This window comes from Rubellimicrobium arenae (assembly GCF_017916275.1).
GTDB classification, from domain to species: Bacteria; Pseudomonadota; Alphaproteobacteria; order Rhodobacterales; family Rhodobacteraceae; genus Rubellimicrobium; species Rubellimicrobium arenae.
In genome coordinates, this window is sequence record NZ_JAFMST010000002.1 from 150,465 (window position 1) to 168,861 (window position 18,397).

The 18,397-nt window shown below is 72.0% G+C and carries 20 protein-coding genes; 5 read left to right on the forward strand and 15 right to left on the reverse strand.

Annotated features, from left to right (window positions below):
* Positions 1-105 precede the first annotated feature (105 nt).
* Positions 106-1,476, reverse strand: coding sequence for a 30S ribosomal protein S12 methylthiotransferase RimO (gene rimO, locus J3P31_RS03325; protein WP_210527263.1), 1,371 nt, complete (start codon positions 1,474-1,476; stop codon positions 106-108).
* Between the two features lie 115 nt (positions 1,477-1,591).
* Between rimO and J3P31_RS03330 the strand changes: the two genes are divergently transcribed.
* A complete protein-coding gene (locus J3P31_RS03330; protein ID WP_210526986.1) occupies positions 1,592-2,617 on the forward strand; it encodes a hydroxyacid dehydrogenase in 1,026 nt (341 codons plus the stop codon).
* 75 nt (positions 2,618-2,692) lie between these two features.
* Here J3P31_RS03330 and J3P31_RS03335 read toward each other — a convergent pair whose 3' ends face one another.
* From J3P31_RS03335 to J3P31_RS03360, 6 genes are all read right to left on the reverse strand, one after another.
* The gene (locus J3P31_RS03335; RefSeq protein WP_210526987.1) at positions 2,693-3,322 is read right to left on the reverse strand and encodes a GcrA family cell cycle regulator; all 630 of its coding nucleotides are present in this window, start codon (positions 3,320-3,322) and stop codon (positions 2,693-2,695) included.
* Between the two features lie 68 nt (positions 3,323-3,390).
* The gene (locus tag J3P31_RS03340; protein ID WP_438270281.1) at positions 3,391-4,209 is read right to left on the reverse strand and encodes an ABC transporter permease; all 819 of its coding nucleotides are present in this window, start codon (positions 4,207-4,209) and stop codon (positions 3,391-3,393) included.
* 5 nt (positions 4,210-4,214) lie between these two features.
* A complete protein-coding gene (locus J3P31_RS03345; protein ID WP_210526989.1) occupies positions 4,215-5,186 on the reverse strand; it encodes an ATP-binding cassette domain-containing protein in 972 nt (323 codons plus the stop codon).
* A 71-nt stretch (positions 5,187-5,257) separates the two neighbouring features.
* Positions 5,258-6,055, reverse strand: a complete 798-nt coding sequence (locus J3P31_RS03350; RefSeq protein WP_210526990.1) for a metal ABC transporter permease — start codon at positions 6,053-6,055, stop codon at positions 5,258-5,260.
* Positions 6,052-6,795, reverse strand: coding sequence for an ATP-binding cassette domain-containing protein (locus J3P31_RS03355; RefSeq protein WP_210526991.1), 744 nt, complete (start codon positions 6,793-6,795; stop codon positions 6,052-6,054). Before J3P31_RS03355 ends, J3P31_RS03350 begins: the two co-directional genes overlap by 4 nt.
* Entirely contained in the window at positions 6,795-7,259 is a 465-nt protein-coding gene (locus J3P31_RS03360) for a Fur family transcriptional regulator (protein WP_210526992.1), read from the reverse strand. The genes J3P31_RS03355 and J3P31_RS03360 overlap by 1 nt, the downstream gene beginning before the upstream one ends.
* A gap of 139 nt (positions 7,260-7,398) precedes the next feature.
* Here J3P31_RS03360 and J3P31_RS03365 point away from each other — a divergent pair, with 139 nt between their 5' ends.
* On the forward strand, positions 7,399-8,379 hold the full coding sequence (locus tag J3P31_RS03365) for a zinc ABC transporter substrate-binding protein (RefSeq protein ID WP_210526993.1): 981 nt from the start codon (positions 7,399-7,401) through the stop codon (positions 8,377-8,379).
* Positions 8,380-8,474: 95 nt separating this feature from the next.
* On the opposite strand, the gene J3P31_RS03370 is transcribed toward J3P31_RS03365, so the two are convergent.
* The 6 genes from J3P31_RS03370 to J3P31_RS03395 all read right to left on the reverse strand — a co-directional run bounded on the left by J3P31_RS03370 (position 8,475) and on the right by J3P31_RS03395 (position 13,209).
* On the reverse strand, positions 8,475-9,035 hold the full coding sequence (locus J3P31_RS03370; RefSeq protein ID WP_210526994.1) for a fasciclin domain-containing protein: 561 nt from the start codon (positions 9,033-9,035) through the stop codon (positions 8,475-8,477).
* A gap of 80 nt (positions 9,036-9,115) precedes the next feature.
* Positions 9,116-9,670 carry a fasciclin domain-containing protein gene (locus tag J3P31_RS03375; RefSeq protein WP_210526995.1) on the reverse strand — a complete coding sequence of 185 codons (555 nt, stop codon included), beginning with the start codon at positions 9,668-9,670 and terminating at the stop codon, positions 9,116-9,118.
* A 128-nt stretch (positions 9,671-9,798) separates the two neighbouring features.
* Positions 9,799-10,413 carry a LysE family translocator gene (locus J3P31_RS03380; RefSeq protein ID WP_210526996.1) on the reverse strand — a complete coding sequence of 205 codons (615 nt, stop codon included), beginning with the start codon at positions 10,411-10,413 and terminating at the stop codon, positions 9,799-9,801.
* Between the two features lie 79 nt (positions 10,414-10,492).
* Positions 10,493-12,073, reverse strand: a complete 1,581-nt coding sequence (locus J3P31_RS03385; RefSeq protein ID WP_210526997.1) for a trimethylamine methyltransferase family protein — start codon at positions 12,071-12,073, stop codon at positions 10,493-10,495.
* A gap of 101 nt (positions 12,074-12,174) precedes the next feature.
* A complete protein-coding gene (locus J3P31_RS03390) occupies positions 12,175-12,873 on the reverse strand; it encodes an HAD family hydrolase (RefSeq protein ID WP_210526998.1) in 699 nt (232 codons plus the stop codon).
* A gap of 57 nt (positions 12,874-12,930) precedes the next feature.
* Entirely contained in the window at positions 12,931-13,209 is a 279-nt protein-coding gene (locus J3P31_RS03395) for a DUF3572 domain-containing protein (RefSeq protein ID WP_210526999.1), read from the reverse strand.
* A 71-nt stretch (positions 13,210-13,280) separates the two neighbouring features.
* Here J3P31_RS03395 and J3P31_RS21810 point away from each other — a divergent pair, with 71 nt between their 5' ends.
* Together J3P31_RS21810 and trhA are read left to right on the forward strand one after the other, a co-directional pair.
* Positions 13,281-14,789, forward strand: a complete 1,509-nt coding sequence (locus J3P31_RS21810; RefSeq protein WP_210527000.1) for a diguanylate cyclase — start codon at positions 13,281-13,283, stop codon at positions 14,787-14,789.
* A 154-nt stretch (positions 14,790-14,943) separates the two neighbouring features.
* Positions 14,944-15,594 carry a PAQR family membrane homeostasis protein TrhA gene (gene trhA, locus J3P31_RS03405; protein WP_210527001.1) on the forward strand — a complete coding sequence of 217 codons (651 nt, stop codon included), beginning with the start codon at positions 14,944-14,946 and terminating at the stop codon, positions 15,592-15,594.
* Here the strand turns inward: trhA and J3P31_RS03410 are convergent.
* Positions 15,591-16,304: a M48 family metalloprotease gene (locus J3P31_RS03410; RefSeq protein WP_210527002.1), complete on the reverse strand. Its 714-nt coding sequence runs from the start codon at positions 16,302-16,304 to the stop codon at positions 15,591-15,593. The two genes, trhA and J3P31_RS03410, sit on opposite strands and share 4 nt — an antisense overlap.
* A gap of 156 nt (positions 16,305-16,460) precedes the next feature.
* On the opposite strand from J3P31_RS03410, the gene J3P31_RS03415 reads away from it, so the two are divergent.
* The gene (locus J3P31_RS03415) at positions 16,461-16,694 is read left to right on the forward strand and encodes a DUF8831 family protein (protein WP_210527003.1); all 234 of its coding nucleotides are present in this window, start codon (positions 16,461-16,463) and stop codon (positions 16,692-16,694) included.
* Here J3P31_RS03415 and J3P31_RS03420 read toward each other — a convergent pair.
* Complete coding sequence (locus tag J3P31_RS03420) at positions 16,691-18,307, reverse strand: GMC family oxidoreductase (RefSeq protein WP_210527004.1); 1,617 nt, start codon at positions 18,305-18,307, stop codon at positions 16,691-16,693. The genes J3P31_RS03415 and J3P31_RS03420 overlap by 4 nt on opposite strands.
* Positions 18,308-18,397 lie beyond the last annotated feature (90 nt).

Below are 18,397 nucleotides of genomic sequence, written 5' to 3' on the forward strand. Positions count from 1 at the left end.
CCTTGGGTTGGTCGTGCGGACCAAACCCAAGCGGGCGCCAAAGGTCAAACCCCCGTCCGACCGCAGCCCGCCCCGGCGCCCGTCCGCCTCAGAACCACACCCGCCTCAGACCCGTGAGCCCCAGAGGTCGTACTCGCCCGCCTCCTCGACCTCGACGGTCACGAGGTCGCCGGGTTTCAGCCCCTCGAAGCCCTGGTCGATGAACAGGTTGCCGTCGATCTCGGGCGCGTCGCCCTTGGTGCGGCAGGTCGCGCCGTCCTCGTCCACCTCGTCGACCAGCACCTCCATCCGGGTGCCGACCTTCTGGGCGAGCTTGGCTTCCGAGATCCCTTGGGCCTTCTCCATGAAGCGCTCCCAGCGCTCCTGCTTGACCTCGGGCGCGACGTGATCCGGCAGCGCGTTCGACCGCGCGCCCTTCACGTCCTCGTACTGGAAGCAGCCCACGCGGTCGAGCTGCGCCTCATCGAGCCACTCGAGCAGCGTCTCGAACTCGGCCTCGGTCTCGCCGGGGTAGCCGACGATGAAGGTCGACCGCAGCACGATCTCCGGGCAGATCTCCCGCCAGGCCGCGATCTCGTCCAGCGTCCGCGCCGCCGCCGCCGGCCGGGCCATGCGCTTCAGCGTGTCGGGGTGCGCGTGCTGGAACGGGATGTCGAGGTAGGGCAGCACGAGGCCATCCGCCATCAGCGGGATCAGGTCGCGCACATGTGGATAGGGATAGACATAGTGGAGCCGCACCCAGGCCCCCAGGCTCCCCAGGTCGCGCGCCAGATCGGTGATGTGCGCCCGGTGCCCCCGCTCCTCGGTGTGCTTCAGGTCGACTCCATAGGCCGAGGTGTCCTGGCTGATGACCAGCAGCTCCTTGACGCCCGCCGCGACCAGCCGCTCCGCCTCCTTCACCACGGCAAAGGCCGGACGCGACACCAGCCGCCCGCGCATGTCGGGGATGATGCAGAACTTGCACTTGTGGTTACAGCCCTCTGAAATCTTGAGGTAACTGTAATGCCGGGGCGTCAGCGACACGCCGGACGCGGGCAGCAGGTCGATGAAGGGATCGGGCGACGGCGGCACGGCGGTGTGCACCGCATCCAGCACCTGCTCGTACTGGTGCGGCCCGGTGACGGCCAGCACCTTGGGATGCGCGCCGGTGATGTATTCGGGCTCGGCCCCCAGGCAGCCCGTGACGATCACCCGCCCGTTCTGGCTCAGCGCCTCGCCGATGGCCTCCAGGCTTTCGGCCTTGGCGCTGTCGAGGAAGCCGCAGGTGTTCACGATCACCGCATCCGCGCCCTGGTAGTCCGGGCTGATCGCATAGCCCTCGGCCCGCAGCCGGGTCAGGATGCGCTCGCTGTCCACCAGCGCCTTGGGGCAGCCCAGCGACACCATGCCGATGGTCGGCTGGCCGGGACGGGCCGCCTCCGCGATCTTGAGCTTGGGCGCGAGGTCGGGGCGGAGGTTCGGCGGGTTGATGGTCATGCGGGCAGCCTCGGACGGGGGATGGGCGGACATAGCGACTCCGGGGCCGCATGAAAAGTGGGACGCCTTGCCACGCCCATGCCCCTTCCGTCACATGGCGCGCAAGGAGGCCCCCATGACCGAACGCCCGCTGATCATTTCCTGCCCGCTGCCGCGCACGCTGCCGCTGCTTTTCGCGCCCGACCTGCTGCGCGACCTGTTCGACCGCTACGACGTCGTTGAAACCACCGACGAAGGGCTGCCCGCCCTCCCCGCCGAGACGCTGGCCGAGGCGCGCTACATCATCGGACAGCCCCCCCTGTCCGAGGACCTGCTGGCGCGGATGACCTCGCTGCGCTGCATCTTCAACGTCGAATCCAACCTTCTCCCCAACATGCCCTACGAGGACGCCTTCCGGCGCGGCATCCATGTCGTCACCACCGGCGGCGTCTTTGCCGAGCCGGTGGCCGAGATCGGCCTGGGCTTCGCGCTGTCGCTGGCCCGCAACATCCATGGCGCGGACGCCGACTTCCGCGCCGGGCGCGAGCGTTGGGGCGGCGAGGGCAACCAGGCGGCGCGGCTGCTGACGGGATCGACGATCGGCATCCTCGGGATGGGCGCGCTCGGACAGGCCGTGGCGCGGCTGCTGCCCGGCTTCCGCCCGCGCCTGCTGGCCCACGATCCCTGGCAGGCGCCCTCGGTCACGCGCGGATTCGGCGCCGAACCGGTGGACCTCGACACGCTGCTGTCCTCCTGCTCCACGCTCTTCGTCACCGCCGCCGTCACGAGCGAGAACCAGGGCTTCCTGGGCGCCGAGGCCTTTGCCCGGATGCCCAGGGGGGCGTCGTTCATCCTGCTGTCCCGGGCCGGGGTGGTGGATTTCGACGCGCTCATGGAGGCCGTCCGTTCGGGCCACATCCAGGCGGCCAGCGACGTCTTCCCCGACGAGCCGCTGCCAGCCGATCACCCGGCGCGGGAACTCCCCGGCTTCCTGCTGTCGGCGCACCGCGCGGGCGCGCTGGACAGCGCGTTCAAGCACATGGGCGAAATGGTGATGGAGGATCTGGACCTGCTGGACCGGGGCCTGCCGCCCCAGGTCTGCAAGCGCGCCGAGCGCGAGACGGTGGCCCGGTTCCGCTCCAGGCCGGTCGCGGTCAACTGACCGACCCGGCCCCAAGGGGGCCTCGACGGCCCAGGGCCTGCCGGTCTCGCGGCACGGCCCTGGGTCGGGCAGGCCCTAGCGGCGCCGGTCGCGGCGCGCGCTCATGGGCTGGAAGGCCACGCCGACATGGGCCTCGCAGTAGGGCTTGCCCTGCTGGACGGGCATCCCGCAGAACCAGAAGTTCGGCGTCGCGGGGTCGCCCACCGGCCACTTGCAGGTCTTCTCGGTCAGCTCCATCAGCGTCAGCCGCTTGGCGGTCTTCTCGACGGCCAGGGCGGCGGCCTGCGCCTCGGGGCTGATCTCGTTGGCCGAGGGCTGGGGCGGCAACGGCTGGCCGGCCGGGATGATCTGGCGGCGGAAGGGCGCGGGCGCCTCGCTTTCCTCGTCCTCGGCGTCGTCAGAGGCTTCGGGCGCGGCCGGGACTTCCTCGTCGTCCTCGTCCTCCTCCTCGGGCTCCGGGGCGGGCGCCGGGGCCGAGGCGGCCGGGGCGGGCGCGGCCTCCACCAGAACCTCATCGGCCATGTCGAACCCGCCGTCCTCGGGCCGTCCGCCGGGGACCGCGCGGTTGGACAGGCCCAGGCGGTGAACCTTGCCGATCACGGCGTTGCGGGTGACCTGGCCCAGCTCCTTGGCGATCTGGCTGGCCGAGGCGCCTTCGGCCCACATCCGTTTCAGCGTCTCGACGCGCTCGTCAGTCCAGGACATCGCGTCCCCTCCGAAAACCATGACGCACCTAGCTACAGACCCGGCCGGAGGAGTTCAAGACGCCCGGCTCACTTCTTCCGGTAAAGCGCCAGCACCACGGGGGCGAGCAGCAGCGTCAGGACCGCCGGAGCGATGAGCGCGAGCCCCACCTGCCCCGCCGTGGCCGTCCCCGACAGCAGCCCGCGCAGCGCCGTCGTGACATGCGACACCGGGTTGGCCCGCACGAAGGCCTCGAGCCAGCCCGGCATCGTGCCCGGGTCCACCATGATGTTCGAGGCAAAGACCAGCGGGAAGATGAAGGTGAACCCGAAGGTCATCACCGTCATCGGCGTCCGCACCAGCAGCCCGATCACGAGAAACACCCAGCCCACGCCGAACCCCACAGCGAACAGCAGCAGGAACGCCCCCAGCACCCCCGGCAGCCCCGCCTCGGGCCGGTAGCCCAGCAGCAGCCCGATGGCGAGGATGATGCCGCCCGCGATCCCATGCCGCAGCAGGTCGCCGACCATCAGCCCCGCAAAGGGGGCGAGCGACCAGATGGGCAGGCTGCGGAAGCGGTCGAACAGCCCCTTCTGCAGGTCCGTGCAAAGCCCGACCCCGGAATAGACCGAGTTGAAGATCACCGTCTGCACCAGGATCCCCGGCAGGAAGAACTGGAGGTACTCGCCCGGGCTGCCCGCCAGCGCGCCGCCGAACACGAAGGTGAACAGCAGCGTGAACATGATCGGCGTCATCACGAGGTCGAAGAGCTGCTCGGGGACGTGCCGGAACTTGAGCACCGCGCGCCATCCGAACACCAGCGCGTTCGACAGGGCCGAGGGGCGCGGCGGCCTCTCGACCGCGAGGGGGCCGCCGCGCGCCGGACGGGCGATGGGTCCAAGGGTCATGTCGGTCATGCCTGCGCCTCCCCGGCCTGCGCCCCGGGCCGCCCCGTCAGCGCGAAGAACACCTCCTCGAGGCTCGGCTGCCCCATGCGGAAGTCGCCGATCTCGATCCCTTCCTCGACCAGGGCCGACAGGGCCCAGTTCGCCTCGACGGCATCGGCCACCGGCACCGACAGGTCCGCGCCCTCGGCCGACCGATGCACCGCCGCGCCCAGCGCCCGCCCCAGCACCGCCGCCGCCCGGTCGAGTTCCGAGCCCAGCGCCGGCGTCACCCGCAGCATCCCCGACCCGGCCTGCCGCTTCAGCTCCCGGCTGGTGCCTTCCGCGATCTTGCGGCCGTGGTCGATGACCGCGATGCGCCCGGCCAGCTGGTCGGCCTCCTCCAGGTACTGCGTCGTCAGCAGGATGGTCACGCCCCCCTGCGCCAGCCCCTTGATGAGGCTCCAGACCCCGGCGCGCGCGGTCGGGTCCAGGCCCGTCGTCGGCTCGTCCAGGAACAGCACCCCCGGCGTGACCACCAGCGAGGCCGCGATGTCGAGCCGCCGCCGCATCCCGCCCGAGTAGTCCTTCACCTGCTTGTCGCCCGCGTCCGACAGGTCGAAGGCGGCCAGAAGCGAATCGGCCCGGTCCCGCGCCGCCAGCCCGCGAAAGCCCCAAAGCCGCGCCAGCAGCCGCAGGTTCTCCCGCCCGGTCAGGTCCTCGTCCAGCGAAGCGAACTGCCCGGTCATGCTGATGACCTCGCGCACCCCGTCCGGGTCCGCCCGCAGGTCGCGGCCCATGACCCGCGCCTCGCCCCCGTCCGGCCGGAGCAGCGTGGCGAGCATCCGCAGCAGCGTCGTCTTGCCCGCTCCGTTGGGGCCGAGGATGGCGAAGATCATCCCCCTGGGCACGTCGAGGTCGATCCCCGCGACGGCCCGCGTCGTTCCGAACGTCTTGATCATCCCGCGCGCCTGGATCGCGAGGTCGTGCCCCTGGGCCATGGCTCTCACCCTTGTGACAGGATGAGAACAAAACAAGCACAAACTGACCCTAAGTCAAGCGTGAATCCGGCTCAGCTCCGGCGCAGGCGGCCCGCCGCCGTCAGCACGGCAAAGACGGCCACGGCCACGGTCACCGTCGCCGGGCCGACGCCGGAATCCGCCGTCACGGCCAGTTCCAGCCCCCCCATTGCCGCCAGCACCCCGATGGCGCAGGCGGCCAGGGCCATGCCCTCGGGCGTCCGGGCCAGGTTCCGCGCCGCCGCCGCCGGGATGATGAGGAGCGCGGTGATCAGCAGCGCGCCCACCACCTGGATGGCCACCGCGACGACACCGGCCAGCAGCAGCGACAGCAGCAGCGATCCCCGCCGCGGGTCCATCCCCTGCGCGTGCGCAAGATCGACCGACAGCGTGGAGGTGAGCAGCAGCCCCCAGTTCCACCACACCAGCACGCCCACGATCGCGACGCCGCCCCAGATGAGCGCGAGGTCGTCCCGCCCCACGGTCAGCACGTCGCCGAACAGGAAGGCCTCGAGGTTCACCCGGGGCCCCGGCGTCAGCGCCACCGCGAAAAGCCCCAGCCCCAGCGCCCCATGCGCCAGCACCCCCAGCACCGTGTCCGCCGCCAGCCCCCGGTCGGTCAGCGCAAAGACCAGGAGCCCCATCGCCCCCGCGACCGCCAGGATGCCCAGCGTCACCGGCGTCCCGAAGGCAAGGCTCAGCGCGATCCCCAGGATCGAGGCATGGGCCGTCGCGTCGCCGAAATAGGCCATCCGCCGCCAGACCACGAAGCAGCCCAGCAGCCCCGCGGCCAGCGCCACCCCCACGCCCGCCAGCGCGGCGCGGACCAGGAAGGAATCGAGCAGCATCATGCCTCTTCGTGGTGGTGATGGTGGTGCGCGGCGTGGTCCGCATGATCGTGCTCGTGCCGGTAGAGCGCCAGCGCCCCCCGAGTCCCGGTCCCGAACAGCTCCCGGTAGGCGGGCGCGGCGGAGACCACGGCCGGATGCCCTTCGCAGCAGACATGGCCGTTGAGGCAGACGACGCGGTCCGACGCGCTCATCACGACGTGGAGGTCATGGCTCACCAGCAGGATCGCGCAGCCCAGATGCGCGCGGATCGCCTCCAGGCTCTGGTAGAAGGCCGCCGCCCCCGGCTGGTCGAGCCCCTGCGTCGGCTCGTCGAGCATCAGGATGTCGGGCCGGGACAGGATCGCGCGGGCCAGCAGCACCCGCTGGAACTGCCCGCCCGACAGGTCGGCCATCTGCCGCCCCATGACATGTCCGGCCCCGGCCTCGTCCATGGCGGCCTGCGCGTCGGCGTCCCTGACCCGCACCGGCAGGTCGAGGAACCGCCGCACCGTCATGGGCAGCGTCGGGTCGATGTGCAGCTTCTGCGGCACATAGCCGATCCGCAGCCCCGGCGACTTGACCACGCGCCCGCGGGTCAGCCGCTGCGCGCCGATCAGGCAGCGCAGCAGCGTGGACTTGCCGGACCCGTTCGGGCCGACGATCGTGACGATCTCGCCCTTGGCGACGCGGAGCGAGACCCCATGCAGCACCTGCGTCGCCCCATGGCGCACGTCGATGCCGTCGGCGGCGATCAGGTCCATCACGCCCTCCCCCGGCAGGCCGGGCAAAGCCCCTGCGCTTCCACCACGGTCCGCTCGATGGCAAAGCCCTCGGCCTCGGCCTCGGGGGCCAGGGGGGCCTGGATCTCCTCCTCGGCGACCCGGCGGCAGGACCGGCACACGAGGAAGCTCGGGTCGTGCGGGCTGCCGGGCCGGGCGCAGGCGACATAGGCCGACAGGCCCTCGATCCGGTGGGCAAAGCCGTTCTCCACCAGGAAGCCCAGCGCGCGATAGGCGACCGGCGGCTTGGAGCCGAACCCCTCCGCCTCGAGCCGGGCCAGCACGTCGTAGGCCCCCAGCGCGACATGCGACTCGAGAAGGATCTCGAGCGTCCGCCGCCGCAGGGGCGTGAGCTGCATCCCGCGTCCGGCGCAGGCCGCTTCGGCCGCGGACAGGGCCGAGGCGATGCAGGTGCCGTGGTCGTGGCGGTCGAAGGCATGGGACATGGGCGAACCCCGTTACAAGGTAACGAGAGCTAGCACCTCCGCCGCCGCGCGGCAAGGCCGGACGTTACATCATAACATCGCCTCTTGTTATACTATAACATCCGCGCTAGGTGCCCGGCACCCAATCCAAGGAGCCGCCATGACCCAGATCTTCCGCGCCACCGTCGCCCTCCTGCTGCTGTCGGCCGCCCCGCTCCGGGCCGAGGTGCCGGCGGTGCTGGCCGACACCGCGCCGGTGCACAGCCTCGTGGCCATGGTGATGGGCGACCTCGGGGGCCCCGCGCTGATCGTGCCGCAGGGCACCTCGCCCCATGACGCGAGCCTGTCGCCCTCCGAGGCGCAGGCCCTGACCGAGGCCGACCTGATCGTCTGGACGGGCGACGCGCTGCTGCCTTGGCTGGGCCAGTCCATCGCGTCCCTCGCCCCGCAGGCGCAGGTGCTGGCGCTGCTCGACGCCCCCGGCTGGCAGCCCCTCCCCGCACGGGGCCGGGCGCACCTGCACGAGGGGCACGATCACGACCATGGGCATGACGACCACGCCCACGATGACGACGACCACGGCCACGCCGGGCCGGACGAGGCCGGGCACGACCACGCCGCCGGGGGCCTGGATCCGCACGCCTGGCTCGATCCGGCGGTCGCGGCGGCCTGGCTGACCCCGATCGCCGAGGCGCTGGCCGCCCAGGACCCGGACAACGCCTCCACCTACCAGGCGAACGCCGAGGCCGCCGCCGCCCGTCTGACCGCGCTGCGCGCCGACCTGACCGCCCGCCTCGCGCCCCATGCGGGGGTCGGCTACGCGGTCGGGCACGACGCCTACCAGTATCTGGAGCGCGCGGCGGGGCTTCCGGCGAACTGGACCATCGCCCATGCGGACGGCGCGGCCCCGGCGCCCTCCGACGTCGCCTCGCTCCGGGACGCGGTGGTGGCGGGCGAGGTCCGCTGCCTTCTCACCGACGCCGAGACGGATCCCGCCTGGGCCGCCACCCTGGGCGAGGGCACAAGGCTCCGGACCGCCGCCGTGGACCCGGACGGCGTGTTCCTGACGCCCGGCCCCGACCTTTACCCGGCGCTCATCGGCGCCATGGCCGAGGCGTTGGACACCTGCCTCGCCCCCTGAGGCCCCGCGCCAACGCAGGACGCCGCCGGATCGCCCCTTGGGATCCGGCGGCCATGGCCTTGGGACGCGGCCCCCATGCGGGGGCCGGACCGCGATTACTGCTGGGCCGACACCGCCGGCAGCAGCACCTTGTCGATCACATGGATCACGCCGTTCGACTGGTCCACGTCGGCGATGGTCACGGTGGCGGTGCGGCCCTGCTCGTCGGTCAGCATGACCATGCCGTTCCGCGCCGACGCCTGAAGCGTGCAGCCCCCGACGGTCTGGATCGCGTGGGTGCCGCCATCGGCCTGGATCATCCCGACGATGTCGGACGAGAAGGCCTCGGCCGGAATGACGTGGCAGGTCAGGATCTGCGCCAGGCGGTCCTTGTTCTGCGGCTCGAGAAGCGCCTCGACGGTCCCGGCCGGCAGCGCGGCGAAGGCCTCGTTGGTGGGGGCCAGGACGGTGAACGGACCCGCGCCCTGCAGCGTCTCGACAAGGCCCGCCGCCTGCACCGCCGCCACCAGCGTCGTATGGTCGGCCGAGTTCATCGCGTTGGTGACGATGTCGTTCGTGGCCGGCATCTCGGCGCCGCCCACCATGGGATTGGCCATCTGCGCCGCGGCGGGCAGGGCCAGGGCGGCGAACGCGACGGCGGAAAGGATGGTCTTCATCTCTGGGTGTCCTTCGACTGGATAAGGGAGATCGGGGGAACGGGACCGGCGCCCGGGCTCGTGGACGCCGGCCCGTCGCGTCACGACTGGGCGGGGAGGAGAACCGCGTCGATGACGTGGATGACGCCGTTCGACTGGTCGACGTCGGGGATGGTCACGTTGGCGACGGTGCCGTTCTCATCGGTGAGCGTGATGCCGTCCCCGGCGGCGTTCATCGCGGCGGTGATCGTGCAGCCGCCCAGCGTCTCGATCGGATGCGAGCCGCCGTCCGTGGCGATCATCTCGGCCAGCGCCGAGGAGAAGACTTCGGCGCCCACCACGTGGCAGGTCAGGACCTGCGTCAGCGCGTCCTTGTTCTCGGGCAGGAGGAGGTTGTCCACGGCCCCGGCGGGCAGCGCGGCAAAGGCCTCGTTGGTCGGCGCGAAGACGGTGAAGGGGCCTTCGCCCTGCAGCGTCTCGACAAGGCCCGCGGCCTGCACCGCCGCCACGAGCGTGGTGTGGTCGGCCGAGTTCACGGCGTTGGTGACGATGTCGTTGGTCGCCGGCATCTCGGCGCCCCCGACCATCGGGTTCTCCTGGGCGAAGGCGAAGCCCCCCACGAGGGTAAGGGCCGTGGCGGCAAGCAGCGTCTTCATGATGGCGTCTCCCTGAGTTCGGTCTGCGAAACCCCGGGGATCGTCCCCGGGAACGCCCGAAGCCACGAACCGCGCCGGGCCGAAGTTTCGGCGCCCAGCGAAAATTCGTCATCACGAAAACGTGAGGCTCAGGTCCGCACGATGGTCCAGGCGCCGGCGCCGATCAGGAGCGTGCCGCCCGTGCGGTTGAAGGCCCGCACGAGCCGGGGCGACGCCGCGACCCGTCCCGCCCGCGCCGCGAGCAGGCCGTAGCCCAGGGCGTTCGCGAAGGCGAGCGCAAGGAACGTCGCCTCCATGACCATCATCTGCGGGCCAAGGTCCTGCCCGGGGTCAAGGAACTGGGGCAGGAAGGCCACGAAGAAGGTGATGCTCTTGGGGTTGAGCGCGGTCACCAGCCAGGCATGGCCCACCATCCGCAGGGGCCGCGCCCCGTCCTGCCGCGGCTGCGCCCCCAGGGTGCCGCCCGCGCGCCAAAGCTGCACCCCCAGCCACAGGAGGTAGGCCGCCCCCGCCCATTTCAGCAGCGTGAACAGCAGCGCCGAGGCGTGGAGCACCGCCCCGAGCCCGAGCATCGACAGCGTCATCGCCGTGAAGTCCCCCAGCGCGACCCCCACCGCCAGCGGCGCCGCCGCCCGCATCCCCTGCCCCAGCGCATAGGACACGACCAGAAGGATCGTCGGTCCCGGGATCACCAGCAGAACCGAGGACGCGAGCACGAAGCCCGCCCAGGTGGACAGATCCATGGCCTTGCTCCCATGCGCCGGACATCACCGCCCTGGCCCCCGCGCAGCCTCCGCGCGGACGGCTGGGCAGCCCGGTTCGTCAGTAATCCGTGGGCGCCCCGCCCTCGCGCTTGCGCCGGGCCACGAACTCCACCAGCTCCTCGCGCGCGCCCGCGTCCATCGGGGGCTCCTCGAACTCCGCGAGGATCTCCTTGTAGAGCCGATGCGCCCGCTCCGGCGTCCAGACGCCACCCGCGACCTCCCAGGCCTCGTAGTTGCGCCAGTCCGACACGAAGGGCGCGTAGAAGGCCTTCGCATAGCGGTCCTGCGTGTGCTGGATGCCGAAGTAGTGCCCCGACGACCCCACCTCGCGGATCGCCTCCAGCGCGATGTCGTCGACGCCCGTGGCCCAGACCTCGGGCTCCATGTAGCGCTGGATCATCTGCAGGACCTCGCAGTCCATGACGAACTTCTCGGGGGAGGCGATCAGCCCGCCCTCCAGCCAGCCCGCCGCGTGATAGACCATGTTGGTCCGGCTCTGCACCGCCGACCACAGGCTGTTGGAGGTCTCCCACATCGCCTGCCCGTCCGGCACGTTGGCCGCGCACACGCCCGAGGCGCGCATCGGCAGCCCGTAGAACCGCGCCATCTGCCCGGTCATCTGCGTGGCGCGCATGTATTCCGGCGTGCCGAAGGCGGGCGCCCCCGACTTCATGTCCACGTTGCTGGTGAAGGTGCCGATCACGCAGGGGCAGCCGGGCGACACCCACTGGAAGAGCGCGATGGCCGACAGCGCCTCGGCGATGGACAGCGCGACCGCCCCCGCCATCGTCACCGGCGCCATGGCCCCCGCCAGCGTGAAGGGCGTCACCACCACCGCCTGCCCGCGCCGGATCATCCGCAGGCAGCCGTCGATCATCGGCTGGTCGTGCTTGAGCGGCGAGGTCGAGTTGATGTTGGTGTACATCCGGGGCGTGGCGCGGAACTCCTCCTCCGAGAGGCCGCCCGCGATCCGCACCATCTCCATGGCGTCCTCGACCCGCTCGCGGCCCAGCGAATAGGCGTGCGCGACCTTGTCGGTGATGGTCAGCTTGTCGAACAGCACGTCGAGGTGCCGGACCGACGGATGGATGTCCACCGGCTCCACCGGATAGCCGCCCGCGAAGTGGATGCAGTTGAAGTGCTGCGTCAGCCGGAACAGGTTGGCGCAATGCTCGCGGGTGCCGGGCACCTTCCGGCCGATCTCCATGTCCCAGTAGTTCGGCGGCGACGAGACGTTCCCGAACAGCAGGGCCGTGCCGCCGATGGGCAGCACGCGGTCGGGGTTGCGGGGCGTGATGGTGAAGGTCTCGGGCGCGCGGCCCACCATCTCCATGACCCAGTCGCGGCCCATGCGGATGTTGGTGCCGTTCACGGTGCAGCCCGCGGCCCGGAACAGCGCCACGGCCTCCTCGTTCAGGAACTCGATCCCGATCTCCTCGAGGATGCGCATCGCGCCGTCATGGATCGCCTGCACCCCGGCTTCGTCCAGCGGCTCGACGGGGCGGTCGTGGTTGACGGGGATGCGCCAGGGCATCTGCTCCATGACGGCGGTGCCGCGGCGGGCGGCGTTGCCCGCGCGGCCTCCCGAACGGCGCTTGCGCGCCCCTGCGGTCGCGGCCTCGGCCAGATCGTTCGGCATGGCGCCCTTCCCCCCTTGCAGTCCGGGGACAGCCTGTCAGGCCCCGCGCTCCGGGTCGGACCCCGAAGCGACAGCCTGCGTCGCTTTCGGCGCTTCCCCGCTCAGCCCTGGGCCGCGACCCAGTCCGGCAGCTCGGCGATCGAGCCCAGCACCACGTCCGCCGCCGGGGCCAGCGTCGCGCGCCCGGCGACCCCGGTCAGCACGCCCACGCCCCGCATCCCGGCGGTCCGCGCGGCCGACAGGTCGTGCAGGCTGTCCCCCACCATCGCGCATTCGGCGGGATCGAGCCCCACGGCCGCCGCGAAGGCCAGAAGCTGCCCGGCCCCGGGCTTGCCGCCCCAGCCGCTGTCGAACCCGGCGATGAAGCCGAACATCGCCTCGACCCCGGCCTCGCGCAGATGCGTCCGCGCCGGGGCCTCGGTGTCGTTGGTCGCCACGCCCAGCGCGATGTCCAGCTCCGCCAGGTGTTCCAGAACGGCGCGCAGGCGCGGCACCTCCACCTGCGGCGCGCCCGCCGCCCGCGCGTTCATGCGGGCCATCAGCTCCTCCTTGCGCGTCCAGGGTAGGAGCGGCAGCAGATGCTCGGCCACCGTCTCGGTGGTGGAGGCGATCACGATGCTCTCGGGCCGGAACAGCCCGGTCCCGAGGTCATAGCCCAGCACCTCGGCAATGCGGGCCGCCAGGTCCGGGTCGCCGCGCGATTCGGCCTCGATCATGCCCCGGCTCCAAGCCCCCCAGGTCGCCTGGAAGTCGAACAACGTGCCGTCCTTGTCGAAGACGACGCCCCTGATGCGCGCCATTCCGCGATTCCCGTTCTGTTCAGTTAATAAATGACGCAGCGTCAGCGCGACCGCGGCTCAGGGCCATTCGCTTCTCTGCTGACCCGGCAGCGCCATGAGCGCGCGCATCGGCTCCTCGTAGGCCAGGCCCTGATCGTCGCAGAACCGCCGGATCCAGCGGTCCTCCATGGTCAGGAACTCCAGAATTCCAGCAAGGAAAACAGGGTCTTGCATTCTCTCCCTCGCGTCGGCAAGGCTGGCGCCCGTGGCCCCCGCCAACTGCGGGAGCAGCTCCTCGTCGGCGGCGATCCAGGTCAGGGCCTGCAGGGCGATGGTTTCGGCGCGGTCGGGTGTCATGGGTTGGCCTCACCGGAAGTGAAAGATTTTATTAATGCTTCTGGACGACAACCGTCCCGCAGGGACCGGCAGTGGCCAGTGATGGAAGCGGGATGATGGGCGGCCATGTGCTGATTGTCGATAGGAACCCGGCCCGGCGCGCCCAGATCCGGTCCGCGCTCCAGGAGATCGGCCTCCGGGTCGAGGAGGACGACGATCCGTCGGGCCTTGCGGCGCGGCTGACCCGGCGGCCCGACCTCCTCGTCATCGCCCTCGACCGCGAGGGGGACGCCGCCCATGCCGGGATCGGCCATGCCTCGCCCGACGGCGGGAGGCCCTTTCCCACGCTGGCGCTCGTGCCGCCCGGCCGCCCGGCCCTCCGGCTCGCCGCCCTGCGCGCCGGGGCCGAGGAGGTGACCGACCACGACATCGCCGCCCGCATCCTGCAGGCCCGGGTCCGCAGCCTCCTCCGCGCCCGCGAGGCGGCGGCCGCCCTCCCCGGGCGCGAGGACGTGGCCCTGCCCATGATCGGCCTGGCCGAGGCCGCCGCGACCTTCTGGCCCTCCGGTCCCGGCGCCGCGCCCCTTGGCGCGCTGGCCCGGCCCAGGGTCTTCGTCATGTCGCCGATCGCCGGCGGCGCCGGGCTGTCCCCGGACCTGCTGGGACGCCTTCTCGGCGCCGACGTCGCCTTCGGTCCCGCCGGGCCCGAGGGGCCCCCGCCCGACCTCATCGTCATCGAGGCGACGGCCGTCCGCGGCGACCTGGACCAGGGCGCCCGGATCCTGGCGATCCTGGCCGACCTGCGCGGACGGCAGGCCACCCGCGACGCCGCCACCATGGTCCTGCTGCCCGGCCGCGCCATCGAGACCGCGGCGCTTGCGCTCGACCTCGGGGCGGGGGACGTGGTCACCGCCACCGTCCCGCCCGAGGAGATCGCCCTCCGCGCCTGTGCCCTGCTGGACCGCAAGGCAGCGGCGGAACGTCTGCGGGCCCAGGTCCGGTCGCGGCTCAGGGCGGCGGTCACCGACCCGCTCACCGGACTCTACAACCTGCACCACGCCAACCCCGCCCTGCTCCGGCTGGCCGAGGCCGCGCGGCAGTCCGGGGACGGGCTGGCGGTGATGATGCTGGACATCGACCGCTTCAAGTCGATCAACGACCGGCTGGGCCACGGCGCGGGCGACCGCGTCCTGGCCGAGGTGGCCCGCCGCCTCAAGGCGCATCTGCGCCGCAGCGACCACCTCGCCCGCGTCGGCGGCGAGGAGTTCCGCGCCGTCCTTCCGGGCGCCACCCTGACCGAGGCGCAGGCCATCGCCGAAGGGCTCCGCCGGGCTATCGCGGTCCGCCCGTTCGACCTGGACGGCCGGGGCGACGCCTCCCCCCTCCGGCACGGCGCGGCCGCCCTGACCGGCACCCCCGCGCGGGAGGCCGCGCTGCGGGAGATTTCCGTGACGATCTCGATCGGGGTCGCGGCGGCCACGGCGGACGACCTCGCGGCCGGCCTGACGGCCTCCGATCTGGTGGCCCGCGCGGACGCCGCGCTCTATGCCGCCAAGGCCGCCGGCCGCAACCGCGTCGTGCCCGAGCGTCAGCCCGCCTGAGCCCGGCGCCCCGGCCTGCCCCGCGGCGGCAGCGGATTTCACGGGACCCGAGGGACCCAAGCGGGCCGTGGCGCGTTGACTCATCATCACACGAGGCCACGACCGGACGGCGGCCCATCGCGTGGGCTGCCGCCCCCACACCCAACTGGCGCCCATGGATCGACCGCTCTCCGCCTATCCCGCCTACGCCCGCTCGGAGCGCATCGCGGACGGCGTCATCCACGCGCTTGGCGTCACCTTCGCCCTGGGCGGCGCGGCGGTCCTCACCACCGAGGCGGCGATGCACGCGGAACGCGGACGGGCGGTGGCCGTGGTGGTCTACGGGCTCGCGCTGATGGCGACCTTCCTGTCCTCGGCCTTCTACCACATGACCCCGTGGGAAGGGCTTCGCCCCACGCTGCGGCGCATCGACCACGCGGCCATCTTCCTCAAGATCGCCGGGACCTGCACGCCCCTGGCCGCGCTGGTGGGCACCACCTTCTCCTGGAGCATCCTGGCCGTGATCTGGGGCCTTGCCCTGGTCGGAGCCGTCAGCAAGATGTTCTTCTGGCGCGAACCCGGCCCGCTGGGCTTCGGGCTCTACCTGGGCCTGGGCTGGCTGGGGGTGCTGCTGTTCTGGCCCCTGGCCGCCACGCTGCCCGGCCCCGCCCTTCTCCTCACCGCGCTGGGGGGCGTCCTTTACACCCTCGGGGTGGCCTTCTTCGCCTGGGAAAGCCTCAAGTTCTCCAACGCGATCTGGCACGCCTTCGTGCTGGCGGCCTCGGGCTGCTTCTTCGCGGCCATCGCGCTCGGCACCTTCGCCTAGATCAGGCCGATCTCCCGGGCCGCCTCGTGGACGGCGGCGATCCGCTCCGCGTTGGCGGGGTGGGTGCCCAGGAACCGGTTCCCCGGATCGGGCAGGCGCAGGAAGAACTCGGCCCCATGGACCGGGTCGTACCCCGCCTCGGCGGCCACGAAGGTGCCAAGCCGGTCGGCCTCCAGCTCGAACTCCTTGGAATAGCTCCGCGCGGCGACCTCGGCCCCCAGCCGTTGCGCGTCCCGGATCGAGGCCGGGGTCGCCCCGACGGCCTGGCTCGCGATCTGGCCGAAGACCGCCGCCCCCATCGAGGCATATTCGTCCTGCCGCGCCAGATGGCCCGCGATGTGGTGGGAGGCCTCGTGGGCCACGACCAGCGCCAGTTCGTCGGGGTTCCGCACGCTCGCGATCAGCGAGGTCGTGAAGGCCAGGAGCGGCCGGCCCCTCTGGTCGATCGTCTGGAACGCGTTGGGCGGCATCCCCGGCCGGTCGTCCACGACGATGCGGAAATCGCAGTTGGCGGTGGGGTTGTGCCTGGCGCATTCCGCCTCGGCCACGGGCTCCACCCGCGTCACGACCTCGAGGAAGGTCCGGACCTGGGTCTCCGCCATGTCGGACGGCGGGCCGGGGGCCCGGGTCTCGCGGGGGGTGCCCCAGGGCGTTCCGCAGGCGGCAAGGATCAGGCAGGCCGCAAGGGCAGCAAGGGGGCGCAGGCTCATGGTTCCGGTGGGCTGGAGGGGGGTCGCGGGACCAGCCTACGCGCCGCCGCCCGCACGGACCAGCATCCACCGCCCCCCGATCACGAGATCGGCATTGCCACCCTGACTTCGCGGCCACGGTTGCGGGACCGGACGCACCGCCTTACCTCTTGCTCCATGGTTACCATCGAGCACGATTTCGACGCCACCGTCATCACCCTGGTGGATGACGGCTCCGCCCCTCTCCAGGAGGACGTGACGGTCTGCCTCTTCGAGGAATGCGTCACCGTGGAGCAGTACGACGAACGCCGGGACGAGGTGGTCAAGGTCACCCTTTCCATGGCCCAGATCCGCGACCTGCGCGCGGCGCTGAACCTGCCCGAGGGCATCTACAAGGTGCGCCCGGCCTAGGCCTCCGCCCGCAGGAACTCGCCCGCCCGCCACCCGACCAGGATCGCGGGCGCGTTGGTGTTCCCGCCGGGCAGCGTCGGAAAGGCGCTGGCGTCGGCCACCCGCAGCCCCTCGACCCCGTGCACCCGAAGCCGCGCGTCCACGACGCCCGTCGTGGCGTCCGGTCCCATCCGCGCCGTGCAGGAGGGGTGGTAGACCGTCCCCGACCGCGCGCGCAGGTCGTGGATCAGCGCCTCGTCGTCCTGCACCCCGGGGCCGGGGCGAAGCTCTTCCTCGGCCACCTCGGCGAAGGGCGCCTGCGCCGCGATCCGCCGCAGCACCTTCACCGCGGCCAGCATCTCGCGGATGTCGGACTCGGTGCCATAGGCGTTGGCGACGATGCGGGGCGGGGCAAAGGGGTCGGGCGACCGCAGCGTGATCTCGCCCCGGCTGGTCGGGCGGCAGTTCGACAGCCCCAGCGACATCCCCGGAAAGGGATCGGGGTTCAGCACGGGCCGTTCCCCCTCGCGCGGGATGAGCGTGCTGAACGCCTGCATGTAGAGCTGCATGTTGGGCCGGCTCAGCCCCGGGTCGGTGCGGAAGAATCCGCCGCCGTGGTTGATCGACAGCGACAGCGGCCCCCGCCCCGTGGTGATCCACCGCGCGCCGGCCAATGCCTTGCCCCACCAGGGCCGCAGGACGTCGTTGAAGGTGGGCTGCCTCATCCGCCAGGTGTAGTTGATGCCCTGATGGTCGCTCAGGTGCCGCCCGACATTCGGGTTGTGCATGACCACCGGAAGGCCCAGCGCCTGCAGGGCCGCCCCGTCGCCGACGCCGGACAGCATGAGGATCTGCGGCGTCCCGATCGCGCCCGCCGACAGCACCACCTCGCGCCCGGCCCGCAGGGCGATGCGCCGCCCGCCCCGCTCGACCTCGACGCCGACCGCGCGGCGGCCTTCGAACAGGACGCGCGTCGCATGCGCCCCGGTCATGACCTCGACCCGCCCCCGCGCCCGCGCCGGCCGCAGGAAGGCGCGCGCCGCGCTGTTCCGCCGCCCGCCCCGGATCGTCATCTGGTACAGGCCCGCGCCCTCCATCCGGGCGCCGTTGAAATCCGGGTTGAACGGCAGCCCGGCCAATTCGCAGGCCGCCAGGGCGCGGTGGATCAGCGGATGCACGTCCCGCGTGCCCGCGCCCACATGCAGCGGCCCGCCGGTGCCGCGCCAGTCGTCCGCGCCGGCCTCGTTGTCCTCCAGCGCCTTGAAGGCGGGCAGCACGTCGCGCCACCCCCAGCCCGGGTTCCCGGCGGCCTCCCAGTCGTCGTAGTCGCCGTGATGCCCCCGGATCCAGACCATCGCGTTGATCGAGGACGACCCGCCGACGATCTTGCCGCGCGGCCAGTGGTCCGCGACGCCGTTCAGCCCCGGGTCGGGCTCGGTCCGGTACATCCAGTTGACGCGGGCGTCGTAGAACAGCTTCCCGTAGCCCAGGGGCATATGGACAAAGAGCCGCCGGTCATGCCCCCCCGCCTCGATCACGAGCACCCGCCGCCGCGGGTCCTCCGAAAGCCGGTAGGCCAGCGCGCAGCCCGCCGAGCCCGCGCCAACGATGATGGTGTCCCAGGTGCCGTCCATGCCGCTGCCTAGCGCCGCCCGGACCGGGACGGAGCGACGGAGGCGACGCCCCGTGTCGTTTGTGATCCAGGGGCCGGACCCTCTGCCGTC